The organism is Anaeromyxobacter paludicola, assembly GCF_023169965.1.
Lineage (GTDB): Bacteria > Myxococcota > Myxococcia > Myxococcales > Anaeromyxobacteraceae > Anaeromyxobacter_B > Anaeromyxobacter_B paludicola.
In genome coordinates, this window is the sequence record NZ_AP025592.1 from 3,052,262 (window position 1) to 3,073,592 (window position 21,331).

At 75.5% G+C, this 21,331-nt stretch carries 12 protein-coding genes and 1 pseudogene; 9 read left to right on the forward strand and 4 right to left on the reverse strand.

The genetic code is table 11. The annotated features are described in order from the left end of the window. The first annotated feature begins 170 nt into the window (after window positions 1-170). Window positions 171-1,748, forward strand: a complete 1,578-nt coding sequence (locus AMPC_RS13740) for a PAS domain-containing sensor histidine kinase (RefSeq protein ID WP_248341848.1) — start codon at window positions 171-173, stop codon at window positions 1,746-1,748. A gap of 3 nt (window positions 1,749-1,751) precedes the next feature. Here the strand turns inward: AMPC_RS13740 and AMPC_RS13745 are convergent, their stop codons facing one another. Next, on the reverse strand, window positions 1,752-2,375 hold the full coding sequence (locus tag AMPC_RS13745; protein WP_248341849.1) for a TetR/AcrR family transcriptional regulator: 624 nt from the start codon (window positions 2,373-2,375) through the stop codon (window positions 1,752-1,754). A gap of 142 nt (window positions 2,376-2,517) precedes the next feature. On the opposite strand from AMPC_RS13745, the gene AMPC_RS13750 reads away from it, so the two are divergent. The 4 genes and pseudogenes from AMPC_RS13750 to AMPC_RS13765 all read left to right on the forward strand — a co-directional run. After that, a complete protein-coding gene (locus AMPC_RS13750) occupies window positions 2,518-3,804 on the forward strand; it encodes a TolC family protein (protein ID WP_248341850.1) in 1,287 nt (428 codons plus the stop codon). Window positions 3,805-3,832: 28 nt separating this feature from the next. Next, window positions 3,833-5,074, forward strand: a complete 1,242-nt coding sequence (locus AMPC_RS13755) for an efflux RND transporter periplasmic adaptor subunit (protein ID WP_248341851.1) — start codon at window positions 3,833-3,835, stop codon at window positions 5,072-5,074. Between the two features lie 18 nt (window positions 5,075-5,092). Beyond that, the gene (locus tag AMPC_RS13760; protein WP_248341852.1) at window positions 5,093-8,266 is read left to right on the forward strand and encodes an efflux RND transporter permease subunit; all 3,174 of its coding nucleotides are present in this window, start codon (window positions 5,093-5,095) and stop codon (window positions 8,264-8,266) included. A gap of 50 nt (window positions 8,267-8,316) precedes the next feature. Continuing rightward, a pseudogene (locus tag AMPC_RS13765) lies at window positions 8,317-8,640 on the forward strand (universal stress protein); the annotation flags it as partial. Window positions 8,641-8,718: 78 nt separating this feature from the next. Here AMPC_RS13765 and AMPC_RS13770 read toward each other — a convergent pair. Further along, window positions 8,719-8,874: a lmo0937 family membrane protein gene (locus tag AMPC_RS13770; protein WP_248341853.1), complete on the reverse strand. Its 156-nt coding sequence runs from the start codon at window positions 8,872-8,874 to the stop codon at window positions 8,719-8,721. A gap of 120 nt (window positions 8,875-8,994) precedes the next feature. On the opposite strand from AMPC_RS13770, the gene AMPC_RS13775 reads away from it, so the two are divergent. The 4 genes from AMPC_RS13775 to AMPC_RS13790 are packed head-to-tail and all read left to right on the forward strand — an operon-like array spanning window position 8,995 to window position 14,754. Beyond that, the gene (locus tag AMPC_RS13775; RefSeq protein ID WP_248341854.1) at window positions 8,995-10,161 is read left to right on the forward strand and encodes a glycosyltransferase 87 family protein; all 1,167 of its coding nucleotides are present in this window, start codon (window positions 8,995-8,997) and stop codon (window positions 10,159-10,161) included. Next, window positions 10,158-12,431 carry a YfhO family protein gene (locus AMPC_RS13780; RefSeq protein ID WP_248341855.1) on the forward strand — a complete coding sequence of 758 codons (2,274 nt, stop codon included), beginning with the start codon at window positions 10,158-10,160 and terminating at the stop codon, window positions 12,429-12,431. Before AMPC_RS13775 ends, AMPC_RS13780 begins: the two co-directional genes overlap by 4 nt. Then, window positions 12,428-14,074 carry a hypothetical protein gene (locus AMPC_RS13785; RefSeq protein WP_248341856.1) on the forward strand — a complete coding sequence of 549 codons (1,647 nt, stop codon included), beginning with the start codon at window positions 12,428-12,430 and terminating at the stop codon, window positions 14,072-14,074. Before AMPC_RS13780 ends, AMPC_RS13785 begins: the two co-directional genes overlap by 4 nt. Window positions 14,075-14,103: 29 nt before the next feature. Next, window positions 14,104-14,754 (forward strand): glutathione S-transferase family protein, encoded by a 651-nt coding sequence (locus tag AMPC_RS13790; RefSeq protein WP_248341857.1) that lies wholly within the window; start codon window positions 14,104-14,106, stop codon window positions 14,752-14,754. Between the two features lie 387 nt (window positions 14,755-15,141). Here AMPC_RS13790 and ahcY read toward each other — a convergent pair whose 3' ends face one another. Together ahcY and AMPC_RS13800 are read right to left on the reverse strand one after the other, a co-directional pair. Next, entirely contained in the window at window positions 15,142-16,614 is a 1,473-nt protein-coding gene (gene ahcY, locus AMPC_RS13795; protein ID WP_248341858.1) for an adenosylhomocysteinase, read from the reverse strand. Window positions 16,615-16,817: 203 nt separating this feature from the next. Next, window positions 16,818-21,323 carry a translocation/assembly module TamB domain-containing protein gene (locus AMPC_RS13800; protein ID WP_248341859.1) on the reverse strand — a complete coding sequence of 1,502 codons (4,506 nt, stop codon included), beginning with the start codon at window positions 21,321-21,323 and terminating at the stop codon, window positions 16,818-16,820. Window positions 21,324-21,331 lie beyond the last annotated feature (8 nt).

The window sequence follows — 21,331 nt, forward strand, 5'->3', positions numbered from 1 at the left end:
GCGGGTGCCCTTCACCCGGGGTCCAGCCTACCCGATCCGCGCACCGGCCCGGGGGGCCCCCCGCCGCCCGGGCGGCTTCCGCCCCAGAAAGGTTTTCGCGCGCCCCTTTGCGAGCCCCACCGCGCCGCGGTTACACTCGCCGGCATCCGCGCCGGGGGCCCCGAACGAGCATGAGTCACGAGGACAGCCAGGCCCTCCCCGAGGCGCCGCACCCGCGCGAGCAGGAGCTCCGCGTGCAGGAGGAGCAGCTGCGGCTCTGCATCGAGCACGCGCCGGCCGCCATCGCCCTCTTCGACCGCGAGATGCGCTACCTCGCGGTGAGCCGGCGCTACCTCGCCGACTACCGCGTGGGCCCGTCGCTCATCGGGCGGAGCCACTACGAGGTCTTCCCCGAGCTGCCGGAGCGCTGGAAGGAGATCCACCGCCGCTGCCTCGCCGGGGCGGTCGAGCTCGCGGAGAACGACGAGTTCCTGCGCGCCGACGGCAGCGTGGACTACCTCCGCTGGGAGCTCCGGCCCTGGCGCGAGGCCTCGGGGGAGGTGGGCGGGCTGGTCCTCTTCAGCGAGGTGATCACCGACCGCAAGCGCGAGCAGGAGGAGCTCCGGGCCGAGCGCGAGCGGGCCCGCCGGCGCGCCGACGAGGTGCAGGCGCTCCTCGACGCGGTGCCGGCGGTGGTGTTCATCACCCGCGACCCCCAGGCCCGCCACATGGAGGGCAACCGCTTCGGCTCCGAGACGCTGCGGGTCCGGCCGGGGGAGAACGTCTCCCGCAGCGCGCCCGAGCCCAACCCGGCCCTCGGCTTCCGGCTCACGCGCGACGGCGTGGAGATCCCGGCGGAGGAGCTCCCGGTCCAGCGGGCGGCGCGCACCGGGCGGGACGTCCGCGGCTGCGCCTACGACCTGAGCTTCGAGGACGGGACGGTCCGCCACCTCGTCGGCAACGCCGCGCCGCTGCGCGACGCCGCCGGCCGGCCCGCCGGCGCGGTGGGCGCCTTCCTCGACGTCACCGAGCAGCGGCAGCTCGAGGAGCAGTTCCACCAGGCCCAGAAGCTCGAGAGCATCGGCCGGCTCGCCGGGAGCGTGGCCCACGACTTCAACAACCTGCTCACGGTGATCCTGACCTGCGCCGAGGGGCTCTCGGGGGCGCTCGACGCGAGGCGCCCGGTGGACCCGGAGGACGTGCAGCAGATCCGGGAGGCCGGGGAGCGGGCGCGCGATCTCACGCGGCGGCTGCTCGCGTTCGCGCGGAAGCAGGACGTCGCGCCGGTCCGACTCGACCTCGGGGCGGCCGTGCTGGGCGCCGAGAAGCTCCTGCGGCGGGCGCTGGAGGGGCGAGCGCTCGAGGTCGAGGTCGAGCCGGGGCTCTGGCCGGTGCGCGCCGATCCGAGCCAGGTGGAGCAGGTCCTCATGAACCTCGCCGTGAACGCGCGCGACGCCATGCCGGACGGCGGCCGGCTCTCGATCCGCGTCGCCAACCTGCCGGGGCCCGGCGCCGGGGCGGGGCGGCCGGAGCCCTCGGACTTCGTCGAGCTCACGGTGCGCGACACCGGGGTGGGCATGAGCCCGGAGGCGCTGAAGCACCTCTACGAGCCGTTCTTCACCACCAAGCCGCGCGGGAGCGGCACCGGGCTCGGCCTCGCCACCGTGTACGGGATCGTGAAGCAGTGCGCCGGGGACCTGCAGGTCGCGAGCGAGCCGGGGCGGGGCACCACCTTCCGGATCCGGCTGCCGCGGCTGCTCGAGCCGTAGGCCTCAGGCCCGGTACGCCCGCAGGAACACCTGGACGGCGCCGCGGACGGTCTCGCGGATCTGCTCGTCGGCGGGGACGTCGACGACCCCGAGCTCGGTGAGGAGGTAGAGCTCGCCGCGGCAGAGCGCGAGGAACTGGCCCGAGGCGGCCGAGAGATCGGCGATGCGCAGCACCCCCGCGTCCACCCACTTCTGCAGGAACTCCGAGAACCGGGTGCGCATGCAGCAGGCGCCGTCCTCCCAGAGCGCGCGCCCCAGCTCCGGGAAGCGCGACGCCTCGGCGACGACCACGCGGCGCAGGGCGATGGCGTCGCGCGAGAGCACGTAGCGCATCACCGTCTCGCCGAGGCGGAGCAGGTCGTTCTCCAGATCGCCGCTCGAGGCCTCGAGGAGCTGGAGGACGCCTTGCCGCATGCCCGCCGACTGCTCGATCGAGCACGCCACGAAGAGCGCCTTCTTGTCCTGGAAGTGGCTGTAGACCGTCGCCTTCGAGACCCCGGCGCGCGCGGCCATGACGTCCACGCTGGCGCGCTCGAAGCCGACCTCGAGGAAGACGGCCCGGGCGCCGGCCAGGATCTGCTGCTGCTTCGCTTGTGAGAGCGCGGCGCGAGCCATCGTCTCGGACATCCATCGACCCCCTTGGGAGATGACTATACTGGACGGTTCAGTATTGACCGTCAAGCCGGAACGCACTACAAACTGAACCGTCCAGTTTCGTTCGCCGGGAACACCTCACCTCGGCCCGACTCCTCCCAGGACCAGAAAAACCGTGAAGATCCGGACTCTTTTTCTTCTCCGCGCCCTCCCCGCCGCCGCTGCCCTCGGGCTCGCCGCCCCGGCGCACGCCCTCCAGCCGCTGGAGGTCTTCGTCCGCGGCGCCCGCACCGCCTCGCCCGACGCTCGCGAGGCCCGCGCCAACACCGCCCTCTCCGGCGCCCAGTCGGCCGCGGCGCTGAGCCGGCTCCTGCCGGGCGTGTCGGTCGCGGGCACCTACACCCGCAACCAGTACGAGTCGGCGCTCCCGCTCGGCAACGGCCAGCTCGCGGTGCTCACGCCGGAGGAGTCCTGGGACGCCTCGGCCGTCCTCTCCGTGCCGCTCGCCGACCTCGGCAACTTCGCGCGCGCCGGCGCCGCCCGGACCGCGGAGCGCGCCGCGCGGCTCTCCGAGGAGGACGTCGCCTTGCAGGACGAGGCGCTGGCGGCGCAGGACTACTTCCAGGTGCTCGCCGACCGCGGCCTCGTCGAGTCCTCTCAGCGCGCGCTCGACGTGGCGCGGGCCACCCTCACCCTCACGCAGCAGCAGCGCGCCGCCGGCGCCGTGGCCGGCCTCGACGTGGACCGCGCCCAGGCCGAGGTGGAGCGGCAGGTCCAGCAGCTCGCCGCCGCGCAGCTCCGGCTCGAGCTCGACGCCCGCGCCCTCGCCTCGCTCACCGGCGTCGCGCCGGAGCTGACCGGCCCGGTGGCGCTCGCCGACGACCTGCGCGAGGAGCCGCCGCTCGAGTCCTTCGTGCCCGCCGACCAGGCCCTGCCCGGCCTCGCCGCCGCCGTCGAGACGCGGCGCGCGCAGGAGGAGACGGCCAGGGCGCAGCGGCTCTCGCTGCTCCCCTCGCTCGCCGGCACGCTCTCGGAGCGCGCCACCACCGCGCCCGGCGCCCACGACACGGCGTACCAGGCGGTGGTGGGGCTGCGCTGGAGCTTCGACGGCACGAGCCTCGCGTCCATCCGCGCCGAGGACGCCCGGCTCGACGCCACGGCCGCGCGCGAGGTGCGGGCCCGGCTCGCCACCCACGACGCCATCCACCGGACCTGGAACACCGTGAAGAGCGACATCGCCCGCAGCCGTTCGGCCCGCGCGCAGGCCGAGGTGAGCCAGCGCGCCGCCGACCTCGCCCGCGACCGCTACCGCCTGGGCGCCGCCGCCCAGCTCGACCTGCTCCAGGCCCAGCGCGACGCCTTCGCCGCCGACGTGAACCGGATCCAGGCCGACGCCGATCTGGTGAACGCCCGCGCGCAGCTCCGGGTGGCCGCCGGCCGCTCCCTCCTCTCCCACGACTGACGAACCGACGCCGCACGACGAGAACGCCATGACCCTCCGCTTCTGCTTCAGCCCCACCACCCTCCTCGCGGCCCTCGCCGGCATCGCCGTCCTGGCCTCCGGCTGCTCCAGGGCCGCCCCGCCCAAGGCGCCGCCGCCCGCGGCGGTCACGGTCACGCCGGTGGTCCGCCAGGACGTCCCGGTGAACGTCGAGGCGGTCGCCACCGTGGACGGCTACGCCAACGTGGACATCCGGGCGCGGGTGCGCGGCTTCCTCGAGCGGCAGCACTACGACGACGGCGCCACCGTGAAGGAGGGGCAGCTCCTCTTCACCGTCGAGCGGAGCGAGTACGAGGCGGCCCTGGCGAGCGCCCGCGCCGCGCTCTCCCGCGCCCTCGCCGCGCAAGCCCACGGCAGGACGCAGCTCGAGCGGCGCACCGCCCTCGCCAAGGTGGACGGCCTGAGCCAGCAGGAGCTCGAGGACGCCCAGGCGCAGGCCCGCGACGCCGACGGCCAGGTGGAGGCGGCCCGCGCGCAGGTCCGCCAGGCGGAGCTCAACCTCTCCTACACCGCCATCCGCGCCCCGATCGGCGGCGTGGCCGGCCTGGCGCAGGTGCGCGCCGGCAACCTCGTCGGCCAGGACGGGCCCACCCTGCTCACCACCGTGTCCCAGGTGGATCCGGTCCGCGTCACCTTCCCGCTCTCCGAGGTGGACTACGTCCGCGCCCCGGACCGGCTGAAGAAGCTCGCCGGCCGCGACCTCGCCTGGGCGCGGCGGCAGTTCCCCCGCCTCGACCAGGGCCAGCCCGGCGACGGCGGCGACCCGGGGGTGGAGCTCCTCCTCTCCGACGGCAAGCCCTACGCGCACCGGGGCGTGATCGTGGCCGCCAACCGGCAGGTGGATCCCACCAGCGGCACCATCCAGCTCCAGGCGCTCTTCCCCAACCCCGACCACGCGCTCCGCCCGGGCCAGTACGGCCGCGTGCGGCTGCGGCAGGAGGGGGCGGGCGGCAACGTGCTCGTGGTCCCGGAGAAGTCGCTGGTGCAGCTGCAGGGCACCTACTCGCTCGCGGTGGTGGGGCCGGACGCCAAGGTGCAGCTGCGCCAGGTGAAGGTCGGCCCGAACGTCGGCGCGCTCCGGATCGTCGAGGCGGGCGTCTCCGAGGGCGAGCGGGTGGTGGTGGACGGGCTGCAGGCGGCGCGCGACGGCGCCACCGTGGCGCCGAAGGACCTGACCGCCACCGCCGCGAACCTGCCGGCCCCGGCCGCGCCCGCGACCGGCCGGCCCTGACCCGAGGAGCGCGACCCCATGTCGAACTTCTTCATCCGCCGGCCCATCGTGGCCATCGTGATCGCCATCGCCACCGTGCTGGTGGGGGCGATCTCGCTCCTCGGGCTGCCCATCTCGCAGTTCCCGCAGATCCTGCCGCCGCAGATCAACCTCTCCGCCGTCTACACCGGCGCCGACGCGCTCACGGTGGAGCAGTCGGTGGCGACGCCGATCGAGCAGCAGATGAACGGCGTGGACCAGTCGCTCTACATCAAGTCCACGAACGCCAACGACGGGACGATGCAGCAGCAGGTCACGTTCGACGTCGGCACCAACATCGACATCGACAACGTCCTCGTCCAGAACCGCTTCTCGCAGGCGCAGCCGTTCCTGCCGAACGACGTGAAGAACGTCGGCGTCACCATCAAGAAGTCGCTCAACTTCCCGCTCATCGTGGTGTCGCTCTACTCGCCCGACGGGCGCTACGACGCCAAGTTCCTCGGCAACTACGCCGTCATCAACCTCAACGACGCGCTCCTCCGGCTCAAGGGCGTGGGCGACATCCGCAACCTGGGCGGCGGCGACTACGCCATGCGCATCTGGGTGAAGCCCGACGTGCTGGCGCGCCTGGGCCTCACCGTGGGCGACGTCCAGAACGCCATCCGGGCCCAGAACGTGGTGAACCCGGCCGGCCAGGTGGGCGGCGAGCCGGCGCCGGAGGGCCAGCAGTTCTCGTACACCGTCCGCGCCCAGGGGCGGCTCGTCACGCCGGAGGAGTTCGGCAACATCCTCGTCCGCCAGAACCCCGACGGCTCGGCGGTGCGGGTGCGCGACGTGGCCCGGGTGGAGCTCGGCACCGCCACCTACTCGATGTCCGGCCGCTTCAACGGCAAGCCGGCCGCCATCGTGGCCGTCTTCCAGGCCCCGGGCTCGAACGCCCTCGACGTGGCGGCGAGCGTCCGGCAGACGATGGAGCAGCTCAAGGCGCAGTTCCCGCCGGGCATGAGCTACGAGGTCTCGCTCGACACCACCGCGCCGGTGAAGGCGGGCATCCAGGAGATCCTGCTCACGCTCTTCGAGGCCATCCTCCTCGTGGTGCTGGTGGTCTTCGTCTTCCTGCAGAGCTGGCGCGCCACGCTCATCCCGCTGCTCACCGTGCCGGTGTCGCTCGTCGGCGCCTTCGCCGTCTTCCCGCTGCTCGGCTTCTCCATCAACACCCTGTCGCTCTTCGGGCTCGTGCTCGCCATCGGCCTGGTGGTGGACGACGCCATCGTGGTCGTCGAGGCGGTGGAGCACCACATCGAGCGCGGCCTCCCGCCGCGCGAGGCGACGAAGAAGGCCATGAGCGAGGTCTCCGGGCCGGTGATCGGCATCGCCCTCATCCTGGCCGCGGTCTTCGTGCCGGTGGCCTTCCTGAGCGGCATCACCGGCCGGCTCTACCAGCAGTTCGCGCTCACCATCGCGGTGTCGGTGCTCATCTCGGCCTTCAACGCCCTGACGCTCAGCCCGGCCCTGTCGGCGATCCTCCTCCGGCCGCGCAGCCACGCCCCGAAGGGCTGGCTCGGCAAGGCCGGCGCCGGCTTCAACCGCTGGTTCGAGGGGGTCACCCACAGCTACGTGAGCATCAACCGCCGGCTCATCCGCAAGCTCGCCATCCCGCTCGTGCTCCTGGCCGGCGTGGCCGGGCTCGCGGCGGCGGTGGGCGGGAAGCTCCCCTCGGGCTTCCTCCCCACCGAGGACAACGGCTACGCGGTCACGGTGGTGCAGCTCCCCGACGCCGCCTCGCTGCAGCGGACGCAGGAGGTCTTCCGGCAGGTGGAGGACGTGCTCGCGAAGACCCCGGGGGTGCGCTTCTTCAACACCATCTCCGGCTACAGCTCGCTCTCCGGCGCGAGCGCGAGCTACCTCGGCACCGCCTTCATCATGTTCCAGCCCTGGGACCAGCGCGCCTCGAAGGACATGGAGGCGGGCGAGATCGTGAAGCGGCTCAACGGGGCGTTCTCGAAGATCCAGGGGGCGCGCGTCTTCGCCATCACCCCGCCCGCCATCCCCGGCATCAGCGCCGCCGGCGGCTTCAGCATGATGCTGCAGGACCGGAGCGGCGGGCCGGTGGAGTTCCTCGCCGAGAACGTCCAGAAGTTCCTGGCCGAGGCCCGCAAGCGCCCCGAGCTCCAGAACGTGGTGCCCAACTTCTCCCCCGCGGTGCCGCAGGTGTTCGCCGAGGTGGACAAGGAGAAGGCCATGAAGCAGGGCGTCGCCATCGGCGACGTCTACGCCGCGCTCCAGTCGTTCCTGGGCGGCAGCTACGTGAACGACTTCACCCGCTTCGGCCGGCAGTGGAAGGTGTACGTGCAGGCCGAGCCGGAGTTCCGCCGCAGCCCCGACGACCTCAAGTCGTTCTACGTGAAGGCCGGCAACGGCCAGATGGTGCCGCTCTCGTCGTTCGTGACGGTGCGCAACGCCGCCGGCCCCGAGTACACGGTGCGGTTCAACCTGTACCGCGCCGCCGAGATCATCGGCGCCCCGGCGCCGGGCTACAGCTCGGGGCAGGCGCTGGCCGCGCTCGAGGACGTGGCCGGGAAGACGCTCTCGCCCGGCATGGGCTACGCCTGGAACTCGCTCTCCTACCAGGAGAAGACGGCGCAGGGCGGCACCGCCAAGGTGCTCGGCCTCTCGCTGGTCTTCGTGTTCCTCATCCTGGCGGCGCTCTACGAGAGCTGGTCGCTCCCCTTCAGCGTGCTCCTCAGCACCCCGATCGCGGTGCTCGGCGCCTACCTCGGCATCCTCTCGCGCAGGTTCGACAACAACGTCTACGCGCAGATCGGCCTGGTGATGCTGGTCGGGCTCACCGCCAAGAACGCCATCCTCATCGTGGAGTTCGCCAAGGCGGAGCTCGAGAAGGGCCGGCCGCTCGTCCAGGCGGCGCTCGAGGGGGCGCGGCTCCGGCTCCGGCCGATCCTCATGACCTCCTTCGCCTTCATCTTCGGCTGCATCCCGCTCTGGATCGCCGAGGGGGCCGGCGCCGCCGCCCGGCAGGTGATGGGCACGGTGGTGGTCGCGGGGATGCTCGCCGCCACCCTCTTCGGCGTCTTCTTCATCCCGTCGCTGTTCGTCTTCGTGGAGCGGCTGGCGGGGAAGGGTCGCCACGCGCCGCCCGCGGCCGGCAACGAGCCGCCGGCGCTCGAGGAGCGGACCGAGAAGGCGGCGTCGTGACCCCCCCGCTCCAGCGGATCCTGGTCGCGACCGACCTCTCGCCCGCGAGCGTGACCGCGTTCGAGCGGGCCCTGGAGCTCGCGACGCGCTACGGCGCCCGCCTGCTCGTGGCGCACGCCTACCAGGACCACCACCTCCCGCAGGCCGGGTTCGCCTGCACCGAGACCTGGGACGAGTGGGACCGCGGCTTCCGCGAGGACGCGCGGAAGCGGCTCGCGCCGCTGGTCCGGCGGGCATGGGAGGCGGGGCTCGAGGCGGACGCGCTGCTCCTCCCCGGCTTCCCGGACGAGGCGCTGGTCGAGGCCGCGCGGGCGCAGGACGCCGACCTCCTCGTGGTCGGTACCCACGGCCGGCGCGGCCCGGCCCGGCTCCTCCTCGGCAGCGTGGCGGCCCGGGTGGTGGCGACCGCGCCGTGCCCGGTGCTGGTCGTCCGCCCCGCCGGGCCCGCCGCGTCAGACCGTGCTGGCCGACCTCCGGCCGCGGAAGAAGCCGGCGATGAACAGGATCACCGCCGCGACCAGCGCGATGTGGATGATGCCGGTCGTGACCTTGAAGGCGAGCCCGACGATCCAGATGGCGAGCGCCAACGCCGCGAGTAGCCAGAGCATGGATTCCCCTCCTCGAAGGGCCGCACCACGCGCGGTCCCTCCAACAAGCTAGGGACTCGCCCGGCGCCGCCCAAGGCGCGCCCTTGCATCTTCGCGCCGCCTCTGGAATGACGGGCGCACATGCGGCCGTCCGTCCCGTCCAGGCTCGCCCCCTACGCGCTGGCCGCGCTGCTCCTCGCCGCCGGCTGGGCGAACCTCGCCCGCGGCGCGGCCCACCCCGGCGTGCCCTACCGCCCCTGGGCCTTCGCGCACCAGAGCTACTCCGACCTCCTCGCCATGGGCGGCGACCGCTACTTCAACGGCGGCCGGCCGCTGCCCTACCTCGAGGACCGGATCGAGTACCCGGTGCTGCTGGGGCTCGCCCTCTGGCTCCCCTCCTTCGCGCCCGGCGGCCCGCTCGGCTACTTCACGGCCGGCTACCTTGCGCTCGCCGCCTGCGGGCTCCTCGCCGTCTGGCTGCTGCGGCGGCTCCCGGGGTCCGACCCCTGGTGGCTCGCCGCCACCCCCGCCCTCGTGGTCTACGCCGGGCTGAACTGGGACCTGCTCCCCATCGCCCTCACCGTCGGGGCGCTGGTGGCGCTCTCGCGCGGGCGGAGCGGGCTCGCCGGCGCGCTCTGCGCCCTCGGCGTCGCGGCCAAGCTCTACCCGGTGGCGCTCGTGCCCGGGGCGGCCGCGCTCCTCTGGCGACGGCCGCGCGACCTCGCCCGCTTCGGCGGCGCGCTCGGCGCGGTGCTCCTCGCCGTAAACCTGCCGGTGGCGCTCGCGGCCCCGGAGAGCTGGAGCTGGTTCTTCCGCTTCAACGGGCAGCGCGGGGCGGAGAACTCGATCTGGGAGGCCCTGCCGTTCGCGCTCTCGCCGGCGGCGCTCAACCGGATCACGGCCGTCCCGCTGCTCCTCGCCGCCGCGGCCGCGGCGCTCGCCGCCTGGCGCGCGGGGTCGCGCGGCGACGCGAGCGGGGCCGCGGCCCTCCGCCTCGGCACCGGCCTCGTCCTCGTCACCTGGATCACCGTGAACAAGGTCTGGAGCCCGCAGTACGCGCTCTACGCGCTGCTCGCCGGGGCCCTCGCCGCGGCGCCGCGCTGGATGATGGGCGCGCTCTCGGCGATGGCCCTCCTCGACTACTGGACCGCCTTCGCGTACCGCGCCCGGGGCATGGACCCCGCCTTCCGCGACCTCGCCGTCCACCCGGGCGAGTGGCTCCGCACCGCCCTCCACCTCGCCTTCGCCCTCTGGCTCGCCCGCGCGCTCTGGCGCGCCGCGCGCGCGCCCGCCCCGGAGCTCTCATGAGCCAGCGGCCCCGCCGCCTCCTCTCCTGGCCCGCCGCCTTCCTGCTCGTCCCGGCGCTGGTCGCGCTGGTGCACTGGCGGGTGGTCCTGCCCGGGCAGGCGTTCATCAACTTCGACCTCCCCGCCTTCTTCATCCAGATGCGGGACGCGCTCCAGCAGTCGCTCCGCCACGGCGACCTCCCCACCTGGCAGCGCGGCATCTTCCTCGGCTTCCCCTTCTTCGCCGATCCGCAGGTCGCCGCCTTCGAGCCGACCGCCTGGCTCACCCTCGGGCTCGCGCCGGCGCGCGCGCTCACCGTGGGCACCCTCCTGCACCTCGTCCTCGCCGGCTGGGGCACGCTCTACTGGGTGCGGCAGCGCGGGCTGGGCCCGTCGGAGGGGCTCCTCGCCGCGGTGATCTTCGCGCTCGGCGGCAAGGTCACCGCCCACCTCCTGCACTGGAACTTCCCGGCCTCGCTCTGCTGGTGGCCCTTCATGCTGGGCGGGATCGAGGGGTTCGTGCGGCGGGGGCGCGGCCGCCACCTCGCGGTCACGGCGGTGGCGGGCTGCCTCTCCTGGTTCGGCGGCGCGCCGCAGATGGGCTACTTCGGGACGGTGGTCACCGGGCTCTACGCGCTCGTCCACGCGCCGGTGCTCTGGCGCCGCCGCCCCATGGACGCGCTCCTCGCCCTGGCCGCGGCGCCGCTCGGGTTCGTGGTGGCGGCCCCCTCGGTGCTGCCGGTCTCGGAGCTGGCGGCGCTCGGTCCGCGCGGCGCCGGGGTGGACTACGCCTTCGCGACCTCGTGGAACTGGACGAGCTGGCGCGACCTCTTCGTGCTCGTCGTCCCGCGCGCGTACGGCATGGGCTGGGGCTATCGCGGCCCGCTCAACGGCTGGGAGATGACCGGCTACGTCGGGGTCTTCGCGCTGGCGCTCGCCTGCGCGGCGCCGCTGCGGCAGCGCGGGAACGCCACCCTCGCGGCGGTGGCGGTGCTCGGCATCGCGGTGGGCTTCGGCGAGCGCGCGCCGCTCCACCTCCACTGGCTGCTCTACCGGTTCCTCCCCGGCTTCGGGAACTTCCGGAACCCCACCCGGCTCGCGCTGGTCAGCGCGCTCTGTGTGGCCGTGCTGGCGGCCGAGGGGCTCGCCGCGATCCGGACCGCGCCGCGGCGCACGCTCCGCGCCGCGCTGGTCCTCGGGCTCTGCGAGGCGGCCGCGCTCGCGTTCCTGTTCCTCGTGCCGGGCTTCCCGCCCGAGGGGATCGCGCAGTCGGCCGCCATCACCGGCGCCGTCGCGGCCGCCGGCTTCGCCTTCCTCTGGCTGTCGCGACGCGGCCTGGCGGTGGGGCTCGCGGCGGCCGCCATCGCGCTGCTCGACTTCGGCCTCAACTTCCGCGACGCGAACCCCGTCGGCCCCGTCTCCGAGCAGGGGCCGAAGCTCCTGGCGGCGCAGCCCCTCCTGCCGGCGCCGCCCGCGCCGCGGCGGGTGGCCGTGCTCACCTGGGACGGCTTCGGGCTCGCCAACGACGTCATCCGCCACGACTGGGAGGGCGTGAACGGCTGGGGACCGACCATGATCGGCCGGGTGCGGGCGCTCCTCGGGGCCACCCGCGACGGCCACCTCGGCGGCGTCCCGCGCGTGCGCCAGGACACGCTCTGGCCGCACCCCGACCCGACCTCGCCCTACTGGCCGCTGCTCGCCTGCCCCCTCGTGCTCTCGGACGAGCAGCCGGCGCTCCCGCCGGCCGGGGCGCCGGTGCCGGCCGAGGGGCGCCGCCTGCAGCCCTACCGCGCGCCGGCCCTGCCGCGGGTCTACTGGACCGGCGCCTACACCGTGGCCTCCGACGCCGCGGTCGCCGCGCCGCTCCTGCGCGCCGCCGGCGGCGCCGAGGCGGTGGTGGCCGCCGCCGACCCGGCGCTGCCGCCCTCGGGCGCGCCCGCCGGCCCGATCGCAGCCTCGGCCGTGGCGGTGGACGGGCCGGAGCTCGAGGCGGAGCTCGACGCCCCGCGCGACGGGCTCGCGGTGGTGGTGGACCCGTGGTTCCCCGGCTGGCGCGCCACCGTGGACGGCAGGCCCGCCGCGCTGGTCCGCGCCAACTACGCCTTCATGGCGGTGCCGGTGAAGGCGGGGCGCCACGCGCTCCGGCTCGAGTACCGCCCGCGCCTCCTCTGGCCCGGCGTGGCGCTCTCGGCCGCCGCGCTCCTCGGCCTCGCCGCCGCGCTCGGCTGGCGCCACCGCCACCCGGTGAAGCAGGGCGCGGCCGGGAGCGGCCCCAAGGTCGCCGCCGCGTGAGCGCCTCCCACCCGAGCCCGTCGCGGGCTCCCGAGGCCGGCCGCGCGGCTCGAGCGCGCGCCGCCGGCTCCGCGACCGGCGTCGAGCTCCTGGAGCGCGGCCTCTTCGCGCTCCTCCTCGCGCTCGCCGCCGCCCCGCTGCTCCTGCCCACCGTCGGGCTGCTCGACTACCCCGAGCACCTGCTCCAGCTCACGCTCGCGGGCCACCTCGGCGAGCCGGCCTTCGGCGGCGGCGCGCTCTACCGCGCCCACCTCGCCTCGCCCTACGGCGGGATGGTGCTGCTCGGGCGGCCGCTCGCGGCCGCGTTCGGCGAGGACGCCGCGCTCCGCCTCCTCGTCTTCGCCGGGATCGCCGGCTTCGCGCTCGCGGCGCGCCACCTCCTCGGCGCGCTCGGCCGCGACCGCGGGCTGGCGCTCCTCGCCGTGCCGCTCGGGTGGAGCTGGTGCGCCTGGATGGGGTTCGTGCCCTTCCTGCTCTGCCTGCCGGTCGTGCTCCTCTGCGGCGCCGAGGCCTGGCGGGTCGCGCTCCGCCCCGCGGTGCGCTGGACCCACCTCTTGCCCCTCGCCGCCCTCGCCCTCCTCGCCTTCGCGTTCCACCCGTTCGCGCTCCCGCTCGCCGCGCTCCTGGCGGCGGTCCTCCCGCTCGCGGCCGGGCGCCCGCGCCGCGCCGTCGCCGCCGGGCTGGCGCTCGCGCCCACCCTGGCCGCCGCGCTCGCGTGGCTCGTCACCCGCCCGCGCGGGCTCCACCCCGAGCCCCTGCCGCTCTTCTGGTGGACCGTCTCGTCGCGCTTCGAGTGGCTCTGCGCCTACCTGAACGGCCTCGGCCCCGAGGAGCTCCGGCCGAAGCTCTTCGCCGGCGCCGCCGCGCTGGTCCTCGCCGGCGCGGCGCTCGCGAGCCGGTACGAGGCGAGCCCGCGCGGCCGGCGGGCCTGCGCGATCGCGGCGCTCGCCCTGTTCCTGGCGATGTTCGCCGTGCCCCAGCAGGCCATGGACGCCTGGGGGCTCCCCGGCCGGCTCCCGCCGCTCGCCGCCGCCTTCGCCCTCGGCCTCTCCCGGCTGCCGCGAAGGCCCGGCCGCCGCGCCCTGGCGCTCGCCGCGCTCGCCGCCGTCTCCGCCGCCGACCTCGCCGGCGTCCACGCCCAGCTCGCCGCCTTCTCGCGCGAGGCCACCCCCGGCCGGCTCCTGGCCGCCTCGCTGCCGCCCGGGACCGACCTGCAGGTCGTGTTCCGGCTCACGAGCCGCCACCTGCCCCAGTCGGTCTACCGCCACTTCGGCGCCTATCACGTCGCCGCCGCCGGCGGCTCGACCAACGGCGGGTTCCTCGAGATGCCGCACCAGCCCGTGCGCCTCGCGAGCGGCCGCGCGCTCCCGCCGCCCGCCCTCGCCGACCACGTGCTCCTGCAGGCCGAGGACGACACCTGCCCCGTCCCCCCGCCGCTCGCCGGCGAGCTCGTCGGCGCCGCCCCGCCGCTCTGGCTGTTCCGCGGCCGGCTCCCCGACGCCGGCTGGCGTCTCGTGCTCGCGGGCGGCGCCCCGCGGTCGCGCTGCCGGCTGGAGGAGGCGCTGAACGGCCCCTCCCCCTGGTGCCGGGACGATCCCTACGACGACGACGCCTGGTGGGCGTGGCCGCCGTCGCCGCGCTAGGATCGCCGCCCGTCCACCCGGAGGCACACGTGAAGATCGTCCTCGGCAACAAGGCCTACTCGTCCTGGTCGCTCCGCCCGTGGCTCGTGCTGCGCCACTTCGGGATCGCGTGCGAGGAGCAGGTGATCCCGCTCGACCAGCCCACCAGCGAGGCCGACCTCCGTCGCGCGTCGCCCTCCGGCCGCGTACCGGCGCTCCTCGACGGCGAGCTCACCGTCTGGGACTCGCTCGCCATCTGCGAGTACCTCGCCGACAAGTTCACCGGGAAGCCGCTCTGGCCCGCCGACCCCGCCGCGCGCGCCGTGGCCCGGTCGGTGAGCGCCGAGATGCACTCCGGCTTCACCGCGCTCCGCAACCACCTCCCCTTCAAGATCAAGGAGACGTTCGACCCCGCGCCGCTCCTCCCCGAGGTGCAGGCCGACGTGGACCGGATCGTCGCCCTCTGGAACGACTGCCGCCGCCGCTTCGGCAAGGGCGGGCCCTTCCTGTTCGGCCCGTTCTCGATCGCCGACGCCATGTACGCGCCCGTCGTGAGCCGCTTCCGGACCTACGGCGTGAAGCCCCAGGGTGAGGCCGCCGCGTACGCCGAGGCCGTCTGGGCGCTGCCCGAGCTGCAGGCCTGGCTCGAGGAGGCGCGGAAGGAGACGTGGCGGATGAAGAGGTACGAGCAGAAGGCGTAGCCGCGCGTCGCACCCCCTCCCCGTCCCTCCCCCGCTCCGCGGGAGAGGGGAAGAGGAGCTCGAGGCCGGCAGCTGTGACCGCGCAGCAGCTCGCGTCCCGAGCGCCGCATCCAACGGCCGACGGGAGCCCTCCCGAGGCGCGCAGCGCAGGCGGGCCGCCCACCGGCGTCGGACCGCGTGACACGATGGAAGCGCCGCTCCCCCGTGCAACGCCACAGCCGGAGCCGCATGCCGTAGCCGGATCGGCACCGCAGCGGGCCCGAGCGCTCTGCGCCCACCGCGCCGCTCGCCCATCGGCGACCGGGCGGAGCCGCCGGAGCGAGCACCGCAGCGGTGGGCTCCCGGCGGCCCCGCGGCGCGGGCCGAGAGCGTGGAGCGGAAGCTCCCCTAGTACCGGTAGTGGTCCGGCTTGAACGGCCCCTTCGGCGAGACGCCGATGTACTCGGCCTGCTTCTTCGTGAGCTTGGAGAGGCGGGCCCCGATCTGGTCGAGGTGCAGCCGCGCCACCTTCTCGTCGAGGTGCTTCGGGAGCACGTAGACCTTCTTCTCGTAGCGGTCCCGGTGCTGCGCGAGCTCGATCTGGGCCAGCGTCTGGTTCGTGAAGCTGTTCGACATCACGAAGCTCGGGTGGCCCGTCGCGCAGCCCAGGTTGAGGAGGCGCCCCTCGGCGAGGATGAGGACGCGGTGGCCGTCCGGGAAGACGAAGGCGTCGTACTGCGGCTTGATGTTGACCCGCTTCAGGCCCGGGACCTTCTTCAGCCCCGCCATGTCGATCTCGTTGTCGAAGTGGCCGATGTTCCCGACGATGGCGCAGTCCTTCATCTTCTTCATGTGGTCCACCGTGATGATGTCCACGTTGCCGGTGGCCGTGACGAAGAGGTCCGCGTCCCGGACCACGTCCTCGAGCCGGACCACCTGGTAGCCCTCCATCGCCGCCTGGAGCGCGCAGATCGGGTCCACCTCGGTGACCAGCACCCGGCAGCCCTGGCCGCGGAGCGACTGGGCGCAGCCCTTGCCCACGTCGCCGTAGCCGCAGACCACCGCCGTCTTGCCGGCCAGCATGACGTCGGTGGCGCGCATGATGCCGTCCACGAGCGAGTGGCGGCAGCCGTAGAGGTTGTCGAACTTCGACTTGGTGACCGAGTCGTTCACGTTGATGGCGGGGAAGAGGAGCGTCCCCGCCTTCTGCATCTCGTAGAGCCGGTGCACGCCGGTGGTCGTCTCCTCGGTGACCCCCTTGCACTCGGCCGCGACCCGCTGCCAGCGCTTCGGGTCGGCCTTGAGGAGGCGGCCGAGGAGCTTCAGCACCACCGCGAGCTCCTCGGAGTCGGCGGTCTTCGGGTCCGGCACCTTGCCGGCGCGCTCGTACTCGAGCCCCTTGTGCAGGAGCAGGGTGGCGTCGCCGCCGTCGTCCACGATCTGGGTCGGGCCGCGGCCGTCGCCGAAGTCGAGGGCGCGCTCGGTGCAGTCCCAGTACTCGTCGAGCGTCTCGCCCTTCCAGGCGAAGACCGGGACGCCGCGCGGGTCGTCCGCCGTGCCGCCGCGGCCGACGGCGATGGCCGCCGCCGCGTGGTCCTGGGTCGAGAAGATGTTGCAGGAGCACCAGCGCACCGTCGCGCCCAGGTCCACCAGCGTCTCGATGAGGACCGCCGTCTGGATGGTCATGTGGAGCGAGCCGGTGATGCGCTGGCCGGCGAGCGGCTGCCTGGCCGCGTACTCGGCCCGGATCGCCATGAGCCCGGGCATCTCCTTCTCGGCGAGCTCGATCTCCTTGCGGCCCCAGTCGGCCAGGGAGAGGTCCTTCACCTTGAACTCGATGCGGGGGGCGCTCTTGCGCGAACGGGCGGTGCTCACGGCCATGGCTGCTTCTCCTTGTAAGGGCTCGACCGATTAACCCGGCCCACCCGGCGCGTCAACTCACGGGGGCTGCGCCCCTGCCGCGCCGGAGCCGGGCGCGCCGCGCCCTCGCTCCACTCGGGCCCGCGCGCCTTCCGGCGGGGGAGGCTCCGCCCTCCCCCGGCTGCGCCGGGGCCCCCCTCCCTGATCCCCCCCTGACGTAGGCGCTAGTAATCCTTCGACCAGATGAGGCTCGCCGCGCCCGCGTTGGCGTCGCCGTACGAGGACTCGAACGTCCAGCGCGGGGTGATCTGGTACTCCACCCGGACCTCGTTGGTGTTCTCGGCCTGGTCGAGCGAGACCGTGAACCGCCGCGTGTAGCCGACGTAGATCTTGTCGGTGACGTACTTGCCGGCGCGCAGCTGCGAGCTGTCGAGCGAGACCGAGTCGATGGGCAGCTTGTCGGCCAGCACCTCCTTGAACGCGAGCGTGGCCGCCGCGCCCAGGGCCGCCCGGCCCGCCTCGTCGCCGGTGAGGGTGCCCACGCCGCCCGCGCCCGGCTTGAGCTCGGTGCGCCCGGTGGCGATGAGGATCGCGATCTGCGACTCGTCGAGCGGCGGCTCGCTGGTGAGGGCGATCTTCGGCTCCTCCGGCGTCCCGCTCACGTGCACGTTCACCTTCGCCGTCGGGTTCTGCCAGGTCGCCGCCACGTCGAGCGCCGCCTCCTGCGGGCTCGCGCCGGTGAAGGTGACCTTGCCGCGCTGCAGGTTGAACACCTTGCCGCCGATCGGCTCCACGAAGCCGCGCACCGTCTCGACGCCGCCCGTCGCGGTCAGCTCCTCGTCCTGGTACTCGAACTGCGCGTCGGCCTTGAGCTCGATGTCGAGCTTGGGGTTGTCGCTCTTCACGAAGAAGCGGTTCGGGACGAGCAGGTGGACGAGGGCGTGGAGCGGCGGGGCCTCGCCCTCCGCCGCCGCGCCGGCCTGCCCCTTCCGCGGATGGCCCACCACGATGTCGGCCCGCTCCTCGAGCGGCTGCAGCTTGCGCGGGCTCCGCTTCGGCAGCCGGACCGTGCCCTGCGGGACGGTGACGTCGGCCTTGAGCTCGCCGGCGCGCCAGCTCCCCGTGCCGCGGGCGTCGAGGTCCACCGTGGCGAGGTCCTGGCCGGCGCGCGACAGGGTGAGGTCGCGCATGCCGAGCCGGAGCGTCACGTCGGCCGGGGCCGCCGGGCGGGAGAGCCCGACCGCCTCGGCCGTGAGCTCGAGCCGGCCCGCGCCGCGCCGCGCCTCGAGCCGCGAGAGCTTGAAGAGGTCCTCCGAGAGCGAGGCGTCGGCCTCGATCCGGGTCCACTCGCCCAGCTCGGCGACGGCGACCCGCCCGTCCACCACCCGCGCCGTGCCGAGCGGGCGCAGCTTGCCGAGGGGGCCGCGGGCGACCACGTCGGCCCCGAGCTTCCCGCCGGCCGAGCGGACCAGGTCCGGCACCACCGCCGGGAGGAAGCCGAGGTCGAGCCGGTCGGCCACCACCGAGGCCTCCGCCGGGGCCTCGCGCCAGGCCTTGCGCCGCAGCGACGGGAGCGACAGGTCGGCGTCGGCGGAGAGCCGCGCCGAGAGCGTGCCCCCCTGCGCCGCGGCGAGGTCGGCGGAGGCCTGCGCCTTGCCCGCCGCGTAGCGGCCCGCCAGCCGGAGGTCGCCGAGCCCGTTCCCCTTCACCGCGAGCCGGCGGCCCGCCAGCGCGAGCTCGGCCCGCGGCGCGTCGAGGCTGCCCTCGAGGAGCGCGCGCCCCTCCACCTCTCCCGCGACCGGCACGATCGCCCCCGCGCGCGCGAGGTCGTTGCGCGGCACCGTCAGCTCCACCCGCAGCGGGGCCCGGCCGAGCGCCGCCGCGTCGGAGAGCCGCTCCGGCGGGAGCCCGAGCCGCGCCGCCAGGCGGGCCACCTCGCCCCCCGCGAGCGCGAGGCGCGCGGTGGCCTCGGCGCCGTCGGGCCGCGCCGTGGTCGCGAGCCGGGCGGCGAGGTCGAGCTCGCGGTAGCCCTCGAGGCGGCCGTCGCGGACCGAGAGCTCCACCGCGCCCCGCGGCGCCGCGAAGGTGCCGGCCAGCGCCGCCTTGCCGGAGAGGGTCCCGCCGAGCGAGGCCGGCACGCTCCCCTTGCCGCCCAGGAGCGCGAGCTCGTAGCCGGGCACGGTCGCGTCGAGCTGGAACCCGCCGGCGCGGACCCGCCGCAGCTCCGGGCCGGGCGCCCGCAGGATCGACGCCAGCCGGACCGGCACCGACCCGCGCGCGTCGAGCAGGTGCGCGCCGAACAGGTCGGCGGCGAGCGTGAGCGCCAGCTTCCCGCCGCGCCCGTCGGCGTCGAGCCGCGCCGAGGCCGGCCCCCACTCGCCGGCCTGGACCCGGTCGAGCCGGAGCCGGCCGGTGAGCGCCGGTGCGCCGACGGTGCCGGCGAGGTCGAGGTCGAGGCTCGCCACGCCGGTCGCGACCGGCTCGCGGCCGGCGAGCGCCTGGGCGGTCGCGAGGGAGAGTTTCGCGAGCCGCACGCGCGCCGCGAGCCGCGCGTCGTCGCGGGCCCGGGCGAGGTCGGTCGGGAGCCCCGCGGTGAGGGAGAGGGTGGTGCCGCTCGCCTCCGAGAGGTCGAGGGCGAGCTCGGCCCGCCGCGCCGCCCCCTCGTAGCGCAGGTCGGCGCTGGCCCGCACGCCGCCCACCTTGCGGAAGCGGCCGTCCTCGAGCGAGACGTGGGCCACCGCGAGGGGCGCGTCGAGCGGGCCGCGCGCGGTGGCGCTGGCGGAGAGCCGTCCGCCGAGGTCGAGGCCGGGAGGGAGGAGCCGGGCCGGGAGGGTGGAGAGGTCGAAGCCGGAGACGGCGAGGCGAGCGTCGAGCGCCTTCTCGGGGGTGGCGGGCGGCGCCGCGGCGAGGCCACCCTCGAGCGCGATCCGCGCGCCGCCGGAGGCGAGCTCCAGCCGGTCCACCGCCGGCCGGGTCAGGTCCACCGTGGCGGGCCGGGTGAGCGCGTAGCGGGTGCCGGGGAACGCGAGGTGCAGGTCGCGGAGCACGAACTGCGCGCCGCCGGGCTGCAGCGCGCCGGCGACGCGGAAGTCGAGCGGGTCGGGCCCGAGGTCGGGGACCCTCGCCCCGAGGGAGAGGTCGAGGTCGCGCCCGTCGAAGGTGCCGGAGAGCGAGAGCGCGCGGGCGTCGAGCCGCCCGGCGGTGAGGCGCTCGGCCTTCCCCTGCACGCTCCCGGTCGGCTTCGCGAGCGGTCCGGCCACGGCGGCCGAGAGCGTGAGCCCGCCGGCGGAGACGGCGCCGTGGGCGAGCTCGGGCGAGGTGACCGCCAGCGTGAGGCGCGGCGCGGCCGCGGTGCCGGAGACCGCCGCCTCCACCGCGGCGCTGCCCCGGAGCGGGGGCGGCGGGACGCCGGCGAGGGCGGCCCCGTTCCGCGAGGCGAGGGCGAGGTCGGGCGAGGCGAGCGCGCCGCGGCCGGCGACGGCCCCCTTCGCGTCGTAGCGGCCGGTGGCGTGGAGCGAGAGGCCGGGCGCGGCGAGGTCGAGCCGGCTCACCTCCACGAGCCCGTCGCGCGCGGTGGCCCGCACCTCCCCCGGTCCGAGGCGGCCGTCGCGCAGCCGCGAGGGGGCGAGGTGCAGCGCGAGGGCGCCGCGCAGCGTCTCGAAGGTGGTGCCGGTGGCCCGCCCCTCCGCCGAGAGCGTGAGCGCGCCGGGGGGCGCGGGGGCGAAGAGCCGCGAGGGATCGAGCGCCTCGACCGCCAGGTCGAAGCCGCCGGCGAGCGTCCCGGGCGGCAGGTGGACCGCGGCCGCGCCCCGGGCCCGGCCGGCGCCGGAGGCGGGCGTCACCTCGAGCGCCGCGGTGGCGTCGCTCCCGTTCGACTCGGCGTAGAGCCAGCCCGAGAGGTCCGACGGGAGCGGCGAGCGGGGCGCCAGCGCCCGGAGCTCCCGCGCGTCCACCCTCCAGGCGAGGAGCCCGGCCCGGCCGCGCTGGGCGCGCAGGTCGCCCTCGGCGACGAGGTCGAGGGCCGTCCCGCCCACCTGGGCGCGCAGGAGCGGCAGGAGGAGCTGGTCGCCGCGCACGGCGGCCGAGAGGTCGAGCGCGGCCGCGGCCCGCACCGGCGCGGTGAGCTCGCCGCGGAGGCGGACCTCGCCCCACTCGCCGCGCGGCTGCCAGGCGCCGCGCGCGTCGAGGGAGACGTCCTGCGCCGCGAAGGCGACCGCGCCCGCGGCGTCCTGGTACCGGACGATCCCGCCGCGCAGGATGAGCCGCTCCAGCCGGACCGTGAGCGCCGGCCGCCCGCCGCCGGCCTTCGGCGGCGAGGGGTGGGTGGGCGCGAAGGCGCGGGCGAGGGAGAGGCCGCCGTCGGGCTCGCGCTTGAGGAGCACCTCCGGCCGCTCGAGCTCGACCCGGACCCCCACGGTGCGGGAGAGGAGCTTCGAGACGTCGAGCGTGAGCCGCAGCCGCTCGACCCGGAGCACCTCGTCGCCGTCCGGATCGACGATCCGCACCCCCTCGAGCTCCGCGCCGGCGCCGGGCAGGAGCCGCATCCGGCCCACCGCCACGCTCCCGGCGATGGCGTCGTCCACCGCGCGCACGGCGCGGGGCAGCACCAGCGCCCGGCCCGGCTCGGTGTCGAGGGCGAGGTAGACCGCGCCGAGCGCCAGGCCGGCCAGCGCCGCCGCCGCCGCGAGCGCGAGGCCCAGCGCGGCGGCGAGCTTTCGGACGGCGGACATGGTCGCTT

What these genes read in the sequence shown, in the direction of transcription:
- AMPC_RS13740 (WP_248341848.1), top strand. Translation starts at nt 171, where the DNA reads ATGAGTCACGAGGACAGCCAGGCCCTCCCCGAGGCGCCGCACCCGCGC.
- AMPC_RS13745 (WP_248341849.1), bottom strand. Translation starts at nt 2,375, where the DNA reads ATGTCCGAGACGATGGCTCGCGCCGCGCTCTCACAAGCGAAGCAGCAG.
- AMPC_RS13755 (WP_248341851.1), top strand. Translation starts at nt 3,833, where the DNA reads ATGACCCTCCGCTTCTGCTTCAGCCCCACCACCCTCCTCGCGGCCCTC.
- AMPC_RS13760 (WP_248341852.1), top strand. Translation starts at nt 5,093, where the DNA reads ATGTCGAACTTCTTCATCCGCCGGCCCATCGTGGCCATCGTGATCGCC.
- AMPC_RS13770 (WP_248341853.1), bottom strand. Translation starts at nt 8,874, where the DNA reads ATGCTCTGGCTACTCGCGGCGTTGGCGCTCGCCATCTGGATCGTCGGG.
- AMPC_RS13775 (WP_248341854.1), top strand. Translation starts at nt 8,995, where the DNA reads ATGCGGCCGTCCGTCCCGTCCAGGCTCGCCCCCTACGCGCTGGCCGCG.
- AMPC_RS13780 (WP_248341855.1), top strand. Translation starts at nt 10,158, where the DNA reads ATGAGCCAGCGGCCCCGCCGCCTCCTCTCCTGGCCCGCCGCCTTCCTG.
- ahcY (WP_248341858.1), bottom strand. Translation starts at nt 16,614, where the DNA reads ATGGCCGTGAGCACCGCCCGTTCGCGCAAGAGCGCCCCCCGCATCGAG.
- AMPC_RS13800 (WP_248341859.1), bottom strand. Translation starts at nt 21,323, where the DNA reads ATGTCCGCCGTCCGAAAGCTCGCCGCCGCGCTGGGCCTCGCGCTCGCG.